Consider the following 12,230-nt stretch of genomic DNA (forward strand, 5'->3'; position numbering starts at 1 on the left):
GAAGCTGTCCGTTCGGGAGGTTACGGCAATGGCAAAAATCATGATCGTAGACGATGCCGCGTTCCTGCGCGCGATGTTGAAGGATATATTGGTGCAAGCGGGTCACGAGGTCGTGACCGAGGCCGGCAACGGCAAAGAAGCGATCGAGCGTTACATGGCGTTCAAGCCGGACGTCGTGACGATGGACATTACGATGCCGATCATGGAAGGCGTGGAAGCGGTCAAGGAAATTCGCCGGATCGATCCGAAGGCGAACATCGTCATGTGCTCGGCGGTCGGCCAGAAGCATCTCATCATCGAGGCCATTCAGAACGGGGCCAAGGATTTCATTATCAAGCCGTTCCACTCCACGCGCGTGCTGGAAGCCGTGTCGAAGGCGTTAAGCTCGTGACGCGCGCCCAATAGACGTTGCTTACTCGCGTTACTCTCTCTACTCCGACACGTGCGTTCTGCGATATTCGCCGGGGGTTCTTCCGATCGTCCGCTTGAAGACGGTCAGGAAGGAGCCGACGTCCCGGTAGCCGACCCGCTCGGAGATTGCCGATATGGATAGCTGCGTCCCGCTTAACAGGGCGCAGCTTTTTTGCATGCGCCGGAACTGAACGTACCGGTGGAACGACTGCTCCGTATGCCGTAGGAACAGCCGCTGCAGATGCCGCTCGCTCCAACGGCTGATCAGCGCGATCCGCGCCAGCGTCAGCTCGCCGTCCAGATGCCGTTCGACGTAATCGAGCACGGCGGAGAACGCGTCGAGCTTCTTGCTCTCCGGCTTCTGCGGATGCCGTTTCGCGCGGTATACGGAGATGAGCAGTTGGACGAGAAGCGCGTACATATAGTCCGCGGAGCCTTCGCGGGCGATCGCGAATTCCCGGTGCAAGCCGTCGAACAGCTGCCCGATCGCTTCGCCGACTTCCGGCAAGGAGAAGTAGCCGGCGCCGCCGTCCGCGAGCGACGCCAAGAAGCGGCGAACGTCCGGGTCCGATAGGAACAGAGGCAGCCGTTCGAACAAGCTCGGGTGGACGAGGCAATTGCAGACGAAGAGCGGCTGCCTCTTCGTGTCCGCGGAAGACGGCCGGAATACGTGGGGCACGCCGATCGGAATGAAGAACAGCTGTCCTTTGCGAACGGGATGCACTTCTCCGCCGATGTGATGATAGCCGGTGCCTTCGACGACGTAGGTGAATTCGAGGAAGTCGTGATCGTGCGGCGTGGAGGTGAAGCCTTCCGGCACCCGGTTGACGTACAGGAGCAGGTCGTCGCGAAAATACGTTTCCCCGCGGTACGTCTCCGTGCGCGACTTCACGCGTTGTTGCGGCGCGGCGTCCGTCATGATCGATACCTCCTTCTTTCGGCGTTTCATTTTCGTATAGGCGCGATGTCCATTTTACCATAGTAAAGTGTCCGTTATGCCGCTAATCGTGCAAGCGGATTCATTATATCATAGGACGTATCAAGCGATAAGAGAGGCGATCATTCATGTTGACTATCGAAGCGTTACGGTGCGAGTATATGCGCAACCCGATCGGGATCGGCGTCCGGAATCCGAGAATAAGCTGGAAGCTGAAGTCGGAGGAACGGGGCGTGCTGCAATCGGCTTACCGGATCGAGGTGGCGGGCGATCCGAGCTTCGCGTCCGCCTTGTGGGATTCCGGCGAAGTGAGCTCCTCGCGGTCCGTGCACGTCGAGCTGTCCGGCCTGCGGACGGAATCGTTCCGTCGCTACTACTACCGCGTGAAGGTATGGGATGCGAACGGCCGGAGCACCGATTGGTCTTCCGAGACCGCGTTCTGGGAGATGGGCGTGCTCGAGCCGGCGCAATGGCAGGCGCAGTGGATCGTGGCGCCGGCAGGCGAGGATGCGGATGCCGAGCGGGTCCCGATGCTGCGCCGATCGTTCGCCGTGAAGGGCGACGTACGGGAAGCGCGCATCTACGCGACGGCGCTCGGCTTGTACGAGCTGGAGCTGAACGGCCGCCGCGTGGGAGACGGATATTTCGCGCCGGGATGGACGAGCTATAAGCATCGGCTGCAGGTGCAGGCGTATGACGCGACGGATCTGTTGCGGACCGGCGATAACGCGATCGGCGCATACCTCGGCAAAGGCTGGTTCTCGGGCAATCTGGCTTGGAACGATCACAAGAACTTGTATGGGAATCGGCAGGCGCTGTTCGCCGAGCTGCATGTCCGGTATGCGGACGGAACCGTCGAGGTAATCGCGACCGACGATCGCTGGCGCGTAACGGGCAGTCCGATGCTCCTGTCGGAAATCTATCACGGCGAGACGTACGACGCCCGCTTGGAGCAGCCGGGCTGGAGCGAGCCGGGCTTCGACGACCAAGCGTGGCTGCCGGTCGAGACGATCTCGTATCCGCTCGAGACGCTCGTCGCCCAAGAGAACGAGCCGGTGCGCAAGACGCAAGAGATCGCGCCGGTCGCGCTCATCCGCACGCCGAGCGGCGAGACCGTCATCGACTTCGGCCAGAACATGGTCGGCTGGGTCCGTTTCTCCGTTGAAGGGGAAGCGGGCCGAGTGGTCGAGCTCCACCATGCGGAAGTGCTCGACCGGGACGGCAACTTCTACACCGATAATCTTCGCGCCGCGAAGCAGACGATCCGTTACACGCTTAAGGGAACGGGAGCGCCGGAGACGTACGAGCCGCGGTTCACGTTCCAAGGGTTCCGTTATATCCGGTTGACCGGTTTCGGTCCCGAGATCGATCTGTCCCGATTCGCTGGCGTCGTGCTTCACTCCGATATGGAAGCGACGGGATCGTTCGAATGCTCGGATCCGCTCGTGAATCAGTTGCAGCGCAATATCGAGTGGGGGCTCAGAGGCAACTTCCTCGACGTGCCGACCGATTGCCCGCAGCGCGACGAGAGGCTCGGCTGGACCGGCGACGCGCAGATGTTCATCCGGACGGCGGCGTACTTGCGCGGCGTGGCGCCGTTCTTCGCGAAGTGGTCGCGGGACTTGGCGGCGGATCAACGCGAGGACGGCGGCGTGCCGTTCGTCGTGCCGCACGTTCTCGACGGCGGTTCCTATTCGTCGGCGGCTTGGGGCGACGCGGCCGTCATCGTTCCGTGGACGATCTATCTGACGTACGGGGATACGCGGATCTTGGAAGAACAGTACGACAGCATGACGGCATGGGTCTCCTATATTCGCGCTCAAGGCGACAATGAATACTTGTGGAACACGGGCTTCCACTTCGGCGACTGGCTCGGGCTCGATTCGCAGCCCGATTCGTATATCGGCGCGACGGACCGGGCATACATCGCGACGGCGTTCTACGCGTACTCCGTCTCGCTCGTGCAGAAGACGGCCGCCGTGCTCGGCAAGGACGACGACGCGAGGAAGTACGCGGAGCTGTACGCGAACATCTTGAAGGCGTTCACGGCCGAATTCGTCACGTCGACCGGCAGACTGGCGGCGCCGACGCAAACGGGCTTCGTGCTGGGGCTCATGTTCGGCTTGCTGGAAGGCGTCGCGAAGGAACGGGCGATCGCCAAGCTGATCGAGCTGCTCGAGGATAGCAAGCACCATCTGACGACGGGTTTCGTCGGTACCCCGTATCTGAACCACGTGCTGAGCGACAACGGACATAACGGCGCGGCTTACAAGCTGCTGCTGCAGCAAGATTATCCATCGTGGCTGTATCCGGTGACGAAGGGCGCGACGACGATCTGGGAGCATTGGGACGGCATCAAGCCGGACGGCAGCTTCTGGAGCAAGGACATGAACTCCTTCAACCACTACGCGTACGGCGCGATCGGCGATTGGCTGTACCGGAGCGTGGCGGGCATCGACACGGACGAAGCGTCTCCGGGCTACAAGCATATGATTGTCCGACCGCGGCCGGAGGAAGGGCTGACTTGGGCGGAAGCGCGCCTGACGACGATGTACGGGGAAGTCCGTTCGTATTGGAACAAAGGCACGGGCGAACAGATGGAGCAGCAGGCGACCATTCCGCCGAACGCGACGGCAACCGTCGTCTTGCCGGGGGCGAAGCTCGACCGCGTGACGGAGAGCGGCGAGCCGCTCTCTCTCGCGGCGGGGATCGCGTCTGCGGCGGAAGACGAGCACGGCGTCGTGCTGAAGGTCGGATCCGGCAATTACTCGTTCCAGTGGTAACGGCGGCACGCGAGAGCGCAGGTTAGGCGATAGCTGTCAATTCCGCATAAGAAAACGGCTTCATTCGAGGATGGACACGGCGCGCAAAGTATGACACCATCAGATCAGAATACGAGACGAAGGTGGTCATGGGCGTGTCCGATAAACTGGCATTGAATCGCTTATTCACGGATCATATGGTATTGCAAAGAGACCGGAGCGTTCCGGTCTGGGGAACGGGCGCGGACGGCGTCGAGGTAACGGTGCGTTGCCAAGACGTCTCCGCGCGAACGGTCGTACGGAACGGAGAATGGAAAGTCAGCCTGCCGGCGTTGCATGCCGGCGGGCCTTTCGAGTTGGTCGCGGAAGGCGGCGAAGACCGGATCGTCCTTCGCGACGTCCTTGTCGGCGACGTCTGGCTCGCGGGCGGCCAATCGAACATGGAGTGGCGAATCGCGGTTTCGGCGAATCCGGAACGGGAGGTTGCCGAGGCCGATTGGCCGACGCTGCGCTTCTACGATGTGCCGCGCGTCGCTTACGATGACGGACAAGCGCACGCGGGCGCATGGACCGTCTGCACGCCGGAGACGGCGAGCGAGATATCGGCGGTCGGGTACCACTTCGCCAGGACGCTTATCGGGGCTCTTGACGTGCCGATCGGCATCATCGGCTGCAACTGGGGCGGTACGTCCGCATCTTGCTGGGTGCCGGAGGAATCGATCGCGGGCGATCCCGATCTGCGCGTCTATCTCGACGAGTACCGGGGGACGATCGCCGCGCAGGGTCCGGGGGACGTCGAGCGCCTCGAAGCGGAATATCAAGCGCAGGTCGACGAGTTCGTGAGGAAGGAGCAAGCCGGTTATAAGGGCGAGGAGCTTGGCTACTTCCCGTGGCCGCCGCCGATGAGCGAGCGCAGCTTCCTGCGCCCGAACGGATTGTACGGCACGATGCTGGAGCCGACCGTTCCTTACGGCATCAAGGGCTTCATCTATTATCAAGGCGAGAGCGACGCGAACCGGGCGGGGACGTACGACAAGCTGCTGGGCATCATGATCGCCAAGTGGCGCGCCGATTGGGGAGACGAATCGCTGCCGTTCTTGTTCGTGCAACTGCCGGGCTACGGGGACGGCACCGATCGCGAGCACGACACGTTCAACTGGCCGAACCTGAGGGAAGCGCAGCAACGCGTGACGGAGCAAGTTCGGGACGCGTTCATGGCCGTCATCTTGGATTGCGGCGAGGAGCTCGACATCCATCCGAAGAACAAGCGGCCGGTCGGGGAACGTCTCGCGGGCATCGCGCTGGGCGAAGTATACGGCCGCGACGTCTCTTGCTACGGACCGATGTTCCGGGAGCTGGATATCGATGGAGGCAAGGCGATCGTGCGTTTCGCGCATGCGGAGTCCGGACTCGTCGCGCCGGGCGGCGAACTTCTCGGCTTCGAGATCGCCGGTTCGGACGGTCGATTCGTACCCGCCGAGGCGAAGATCGTCGGCGGCGCGGTCGAGGCGAGCAGCACCGCCGTTCCTGCGCCGTCCGCCGTCCGGTACGCTTGGGCAAGCTGGCCGGAAGTCACGCTATTCGGCGGGAACGGCTTACCTGCGGCGCCGTTCCGCTCGGATCGCTAATCGAACTTACGATAGAGGAGAGACCGCGCGAATGAGAGTGACATTGGATCGATTCCCGGGGGGCCATCGCAAGGCGTTGACGTTAAGCTACGACGACGGCCTCGTCTACGATCGGCAACTGGTGGACTTGATGAACCGATACGGGCTTAAGGGCGCGTTCCACCTGAACTCGGGCAAGCTCGGCACACCGAATTACCTCGCGGCGGAAGAAGTCGCGGACTTATTCGCCGGCCACGAAATATCGGCGCATTCCGTCACCCATCCGTTCCTGCCGCAGCTGCCGAAGGAGCAAGCGGCGCGCGAGATGCTGGAGGACCGGATCGCGCTGGAGGAGCTGGCCGGTTACCCGGTGCGCGGCATGTCTTACCCGTTCGGCTCGAAGGATGCATCGGTCGTGTCGATGCTGGAGACGCTTGGCTTCGAATACGGCCGGACGGTCGATAGCCACGGCAAGTTCGCGATGCCGGACCATCCGCTGCTCTGGTCGCCTACCTGTCACCATCACGACATGCTCCCACACGCGGAGCGGTGGACGTCCGAGCAGCCGAAGTATCCGCATCTGTCGCTGCTGTACGTCTGGGGCCACAGCGCGGAGTTCGAGCGGGAGAACGACTGGGGTTCGTTCGAGCGGTTCGGGGAGCTGGTCGGCGGCCGGGACGACGTCTGGTACGCGACGAACATCGAGATCGTTCAATACGCGGACGCGCTCAAGCGGCTGCGGTTCTCCGCGACCGGCCATCTCGTCCACAATCCGTCGGCGATTCCGGCATGGGTATCCGCGGACGGCGAACCGGTCGTGATCCCGGGCGGCGCGACGGTTCGGTTGACGGACCGGGGGCGTTGACGCCTCCTTCCGCGATCGGCTAAGAATGCTCGCCATTGTTTAAGATCGCCTCCTTGTTCCTCCCCTCTTCCGAACTTAAGATAGAGGCGCCTATACGAATAGGCTTGAGGAGGAGAAGGACAGATGAGTACAATCGCGGTTACGGGCGGCAGCGGCAAGCTCGGCGTATGGGTCGTCGAGGAGCTGCAGCGCCAAGGCTATAAGGTCGTATCGCTGGACGAGAAGCGGTCCGACCGCTTGTCGTGCAGGCAAGTGAAGGTGGACATGTCCAATCTCGGCCACGTCGCCAGCGCCATGCAGGGTGCGGAAGGCGTCGTTCATCTGGCGGCGATTCCGGCGCCGATTATTTACACGCACGACTATATCTTCGATAACAACGTCATGGCGACGTACAACGTGCTCGAAGCGGCGTCCATGCTCGGCATCCGCAAGGCGGTCATCGGTTCCAGCGAATCGGCTTACGGCTTCGCTTGGACGCCGAAGCCGTTCGCGCCGGACTACTTCCCGATCGACGAGGAGCACCGGACGTTGCCCCACGAATGCTACGGACTGTCCAAGGTGGTCGGCGAGCAGACGGGCGCGATGTACCACCGGCGCACGGGCATGCAGGTGATGGCGCTGCGCTATTCGACGATCTACGCGCCGAACGACTACGCGGGATTGAACCTGCAAGAACCGGGCAGATACAAGCATACGATGTGGAGCTACATCGACATCCGGGACGCCGCGACGGCAACGCTGGCCGCGCTTCGTTCGGATGCCGGCGGATACCACGCGCTTAATATCACGTCGGACGATACGCTTAGCGATTGGCCGTCCGAGAAGCTGGCGGAGCAATTCTATCCGGAGACGGCGGAACGCCGGAGCGCGCTCGAGGGCCGGCAAGCCGTCGTCAGCAACGCGCGGGCGAAGGAAGTGCTCGGGTGGGAGCCGCAATACCGGTGGGAACAATTTAAGAATGCCCTATAAAGTTTGCGAATGCCCCCGTGCAATCTTAAACTCCGTTCCGTTATGATGGATGTACAACAACGTTCGGCAGTCTTCGTACATTCATAACGGGAAGGTGACGGCATGCTGAGAGCATTGATCGTAGACGACGAGTTCGAAATTCGCGAAGGCTTGCGCAAGCGGATTCCGTGGGCGGATTACGGAATCGAAGAGGTGTTCGTCGCGGACGACGGGGATACGGCGCTCGAGATCGCTCTCGACAAGATGCCGGAGTTGATCGTTACCGATATCAAGATGAGCCGGGTGTCCGGCTTGGACTTCCTCGCCGCGCTGGGCGAAGCGGCCGACTATACGTGGAGAGCGGTGCTGATCAGCGGCTACGACGATTTCGAGCTGGTCAAGCAGGCGATGCAGCTCGGCGCGCTCGACTACATCCTGAAGCCGATCAACACGGACGAACTGTGCGACATCGTCCGCAAGGCGACCGAGCAGATTCATAAAGAGAGAATGGATCTGCACAACCAGGCGCAGCTCAAGAACCAAGTGCAGTTCGCTGTGCCGAAGCTGCGGGAAGAGCTCATGCGGGAAATCGCGGAGCACGAATACGATCCGTACCGCGAGACGCGCATTTCCCACAGGCTGCAGGCGCTGAAGCTTGACTGGATGTCGCAGCAGCCGACACTCCTCATGCTCGTGGAGGTCGACGACCTGAAGGCGATCACGAACCAGCGCGGGCTGTCGAACGAGAAGGACCTCGTCCTGTTCGGCATCGGCAACGTCGTCAACCAGACGCTGACGGAGGAGTTCGACCGCCCGTTCGTGCTGTTCACCGACACGGCCCAGCGCTGGGTAGCAGTGCTGGGCTGCCGAACCCAGGATCAAGTGCCGTCAGCCGTCTCGGTCGCGCAAGTGTGCTTGCGCCGGATCAACGAGTTCGTGAAGGTGAAGGCGAGCGTCGGCATCGGCTGCACGCCGCGCGATCTGAAGCACCTGCACGAGCTGTACGTCGAGTCGGGAGAGCTGCTGGAGCAGAAGGCGGTGTACGGCGGCAACCGGCTGTTCACCGAGCAAGGGCTCGACCTGGACGGAGAAACGTCGGAGCTGTCCATCGAGGAGCCGAGCGAGCTGCTCGATCTCGTCAAGTACGGCACCGACGAGGAGATCGTCGCGGCGATGGAAGAATTCGTCGGCATGGTGCAGTCGTGGGGCTTGCCTCATCTGAAGGATATTCAGCAGCAGATGTTCAAGTGGCTGATGGGCATCTTCCGCGGCGCCGCGGCGGCCGGGTGGCCGGACCGGAGCTGGGAGCGCAATCCGATCGCGATCTGGGAGCAGCTCGAGCAGTACGACAACCTGCAATCGCTGCGCGAGCAAGCGGAGAGCTATCTGCTCGCGATCGCGGCCGACTTCCGCAAGCTGACGGCTTCGCCGAGCCAGATCGTGCTCGAAGCGGAGAAGATCATCCGCAAGCGGTACGCCGACAACCTGTCGCTGCAGATCGTCGCGGACGAGGTGCACGTGACGCCGGTATGGCTCAGCAAGCTGTTCAAGAAGGAGAAGAAGAAGACGTTCCTCGAGTATCTGACCGACGTCCGCATCATGAAGGCGAAGGAAATGCTCGGCGACGTGAAGTATAAGATTTACCAAATCTCGTACCAAGTCGGTTACAAGGATCCGGTCCACTTCACGAAGCTGTTCAAGAAGCAGTCCGGCTTCACGCCGAAGGAATACCGGAGGCAGAGGGGCATCGCCGATGAATAAAGCCTCCTTAAGGCTCGTATCTTCTTTCCGCAACAAAATGATTCTCATCTTCTTCGCCATCACGATCGTCCCGTTCATCCTGTTCGCGTATTACGCGTACAACAAATCGATCGAAGGCATACAGAATAGCTCATCGACGTTCTCGATGAGCTATTTGCAGCAGGCAAAAGCGAACTTCGAAACGTATCTCAGCCAGGTGAACGACCAGATCAACGACCTGATCGGGAACAAGGAGCTGCAAGGACTGCTGGAGCGTCCGCCCCAATCGGAGTTGGAGGAGGACGAGCTGGCGACGAATCTCGTCTCCTTCATGTACGCGCGCAAGCGAACGATCGATTCGGCCGACGTGAACGTGTACCCGATGCGGCCGGATCTGTATCCGTCTTACATGAACACGCTGGCGAAGCCGATCGAGATCGCCGAGGAACGGTGGTTCGTCGATGCCGCGATGAGCGCGGTACCGACGTGGCACTTATCGATGCCGGGGCAAGGGCTGTACGGGCGGCCTTTGCTTTCGTATGTCAAGCGGTTCACCGGACTGTACGACCGCACGCCGCGCGGGTTGATCGTAACGGACTTCGGCGAAGACCATCTGCGCCGCTTCTTCAGTCCGTCCGATACGATGGTCGGGCAGAAGTTCCTGATCGTCGGCAAGGACGGGCAAGTGCTGTACGATTCGTTCGACAACGAGTGGACGGGGCAAGAGGTTCCTTCGAAGAAGTTCCTGAAGCTGCGCGAGGTCGCGGCCGAAGGAACGGAGACGCTCAGCTTCGACGGCGAGGACAAGCTGATCACGTACTTGCGCATGGACAGCGAGCCCTGGACGATCGTCAGCATGACGCCGCTGCACACGCTGACGCATCCGATCAACGAGCTTAACCGGCTGCTGATCGTGTTCCTCGTCATCTATTTGATATGCTCGGTCGGCGTCGTCGTGTATATTACCCTTCATTTTACCGATCCGGTCGTCCGGCTCGTGCGTCTTATGCGGAAAATGGAGGAGGGCGGCTTCGATTACAAGGTACCGATGTCGAGCCGCAACGACGAGATCGGCTGGCTGTACCGCGGCTTCGGCAACATGATCCAGAAGATCGAGGCGCTCATCGAGCAGACGTCGCGCTCCGAGCGGAAGAAGAAGGAGCTGGAGTTCCAGGTGCTCAGCCACCAGATCAACCCGCACTTCCTGTACAACACGCTCGAATCGATCCGCTGGAAAGCGGAAAATCACGGCCGAAGCGATATCGGAGAGATGGTATCGGCGCTCGGCAACCTGCTGCGGCTTAGCCTCAACCAAGGGAAGGATATTACGACGGTCGGCCGCGAGGTCGAGCAAGTGAAGGCGTACGTCCAGATCGAGCAGGCGCGCATCGGCAGGCCGCTCAGGGTGCTGTACTTCTTCGACGAGGAGACGCTCGAGATGCCGTTCATGCGGTTGCTGCTGCAGCCGCTCGTCGAGAACGCGATCCAGCACAGCATCCGCGACAACTTCGAGAAGGGCAAAGTCATTCTGTCGGGGTACGTCGAGGATCAGGATATCGTCATCGAGATTACGGACAACGGCAAAGGCATTCCGCAGCACGTGCTGAAGCAGCTCGACGAGGAGCCGGCGGAAGGCAAGAGCACGCGCCGCCAAGGCGTCGGCTTGCGCAACGTCAACGAGCGGCTGAAGCTGTACTTCGGCGCGAACTACAAGCTGAAGGTCGAGACGGGCGACGGCATGGGGACGAAGATTACGATCCGCCACCCGATTCAAGGCCCGAACGCCGAGGAGCGCCCGGACGGGCGGGAATTGGATACGATGTGAGAGGTAACCGCACGTACCGCAACGAAGATTATTAGCGGATTTAATGAGATGGGTTAAAACGGGGAGGCATTCAAGTGGAAGAGCGACTGGAAGGCATTACGGGGGTTACTTGTATTTACGTACCGGTAAGCGATGTATACGCGTCTATTCAGTGGTATCAGAAGAATCTAGGGTACCAACCTTCAGCCGGCGACCGTATCGAGCCCGGGATGACGATGGCCGTTATGAACGTACCGGATCGCGACGGCAACTTGCCTTCGCCAGGTTTAAGACAAGTCGTACCGGCGCTGTTCCTTCACCAATCGGACGAAGAAGGCGGCCGACTGCGCTTCTCGTGGTCATTGGACGGCGGCAAACCCCATGCGATCGCCTGCTTCATCACCCCGCGAATCGAGGAATTGCGCGAACGTTTCCAGGCAAACGGAGTGAATATGATCGGCGAACGGATGACGAGCGGACCCAACATTACTTTCGCCGATCCTGACGGAAACCTTTGGGAAGCTTGGCAGCCTTGAATCGCGAAGAAGACGCCGGGGAAGGTGCCCGGCGTCTTCCTCGTTCATCCAAGCATGAGCGCGCTCTCCGTAATCCTTACTCTTGGGCTGCATCCGCGTTCATGCAGTTGATTGCCCACAGATGGCCGTCCAAGTCTACGAATCCCCAATGGTACATGAACCCATGATCTTCAGGTTCAGCGTGCAATTTCCCGCCCATGGACACCGCGGCATTCACGATTTCATCCACCTTTTCCCGGCTCTCGAAGGCCAATGCAATCGTCAACTGCGCATACTTGCTCGTATCGACGGATTCCTTCTCCGTGAGCGTATTAAAGAATGCTTGATTGATCAGCATGACCTGCAGGTTGTCGCCGATCACGATGGCTACCGAATTCTCGCTATCGGGGAATTGCGGGTTGAGCTCGAATCCGAGTCCGGTGAAGAACGCCTTCGATTGTTTTACGTTGTTTACAGGCAGATTAAGGCTCGTGAACGTGGACATTAATGCCATTGTTAAACACCTCATCGTAGAATTGGTTAGTTGCTATTGATGCCTACGTTAATATAGACGAAAGCCGATCCGGAAATTAATCGGTCTACTGCGGCTTTTTATGTGCAACGCATGTGTTTAAATTGTT

Annotated in this window: 10 protein-coding genes; 8 read left to right on the forward strand and 2 right to left on the reverse strand. The window is 60.5% G+C overall.

Features of this window, described 5'->3' with window-relative positions:
- Window positions 1-28 precede the first annotated feature (28 nt).
- On the forward strand, window positions 29-391 hold the full coding sequence (locus tag ACFQZG_RS06905) for a response regulator (RefSeq protein WP_378150826.1): 363 nt from the start codon (window positions 29-31) through the stop codon (window positions 389-391).
- A 39-nt stretch (window positions 392-430) separates the two neighbouring features.
- On the opposite strand, the gene ACFQZG_RS06910 is transcribed toward ACFQZG_RS06905, so the two are convergent.
- Entirely contained in the window at window positions 431-1,330 is a 900-nt protein-coding gene (locus ACFQZG_RS06910; protein ID WP_378150827.1) for a helix-turn-helix domain-containing protein, read from the reverse strand.
- 146 nt (window positions 1,331-1,476) lie between these two features.
- On the opposite strand from ACFQZG_RS06910, the gene ACFQZG_RS06915 reads away from it, so the two are divergent.
- The 7 genes from ACFQZG_RS06915 (at window position 1,477) to ACFQZG_RS06945 (ending at window position 11,610) form a co-directional block, all read left to right on the forward strand.
- Window positions 1,477-4,131: a family 78 glycoside hydrolase catalytic domain gene (locus ACFQZG_RS06915; protein ID WP_378150828.1), complete on the forward strand. Its 2,655-nt coding sequence runs from the start codon at window positions 1,477-1,479 to the stop codon at window positions 4,129-4,131.
- Window positions 4,132-4,265: 134 nt separating this feature from the next.
- On the forward strand, window positions 4,266-5,738 hold the full coding sequence (locus ACFQZG_RS06920) for a sialate O-acetylesterase (protein WP_378150829.1): 1,473 nt from the start codon (window positions 4,266-4,268) through the stop codon (window positions 5,736-5,738).
- Window positions 5,739-5,769: 31 nt separating this feature from the next.
- Window positions 5,770-6,582: a polysaccharide deacetylase family protein gene (locus tag ACFQZG_RS06925; RefSeq protein ID WP_378150830.1), complete on the forward strand. Its 813-nt coding sequence runs from the start codon at window positions 5,770-5,772 to the stop codon at window positions 6,580-6,582.
- 123 nt (window positions 6,583-6,705) lie between these two features.
- A complete protein-coding gene (locus ACFQZG_RS06930; RefSeq protein WP_378150831.1) occupies window positions 6,706-7,551 on the forward strand; it encodes an NAD-dependent epimerase/dehydratase family protein in 846 nt (281 codons plus the stop codon).
- Between the two features lie 102 nt (window positions 7,552-7,653).
- On the forward strand, window positions 7,654-9,291 hold the full coding sequence (locus ACFQZG_RS06935; protein WP_378150832.1) for a response regulator: 1,638 nt from the start codon (window positions 7,654-7,656) through the stop codon (window positions 9,289-9,291).
- Window positions 9,284-11,095 (forward strand): cache domain-containing sensor histidine kinase, encoded by a 1,812-nt coding sequence (locus ACFQZG_RS06940; RefSeq protein WP_378150833.1) that lies wholly within the window; start codon window positions 9,284-9,286, stop codon window positions 11,093-11,095. Before ACFQZG_RS06935 ends, ACFQZG_RS06940 begins: the two co-directional genes overlap by 8 nt.
- Before the next feature lie 74 nt (window positions 11,096-11,169).
- The gene (locus ACFQZG_RS06945) at window positions 11,170-11,610 is read left to right on the forward strand and encodes a VOC family protein (RefSeq protein WP_378150834.1); all 441 of its coding nucleotides are present in this window, start codon (window positions 11,170-11,172) and stop codon (window positions 11,608-11,610) included.
- A 76-nt stretch (window positions 11,611-11,686) separates the two neighbouring features.
- On the opposite strand, the gene ACFQZG_RS06950 is transcribed toward ACFQZG_RS06945, so the two are convergent.
- The gene (locus tag ACFQZG_RS06950; RefSeq protein ID WP_378150835.1) at window positions 11,687-12,103 is read right to left on the reverse strand and encodes a VOC family protein; all 417 of its coding nucleotides are present in this window, start codon (window positions 12,101-12,103) and stop codon (window positions 11,687-11,689) included.
- Between the last annotated feature and the right edge of the window lie 127 nt (window positions 12,104-12,230).

The organism is Cohnella sp. GCM10027633 (assembly GCF_042675445.1).
Lineage (GTDB): Bacteria > Bacillota > Bacilli > Paenibacillales > Paenibacillaceae > Cohnella.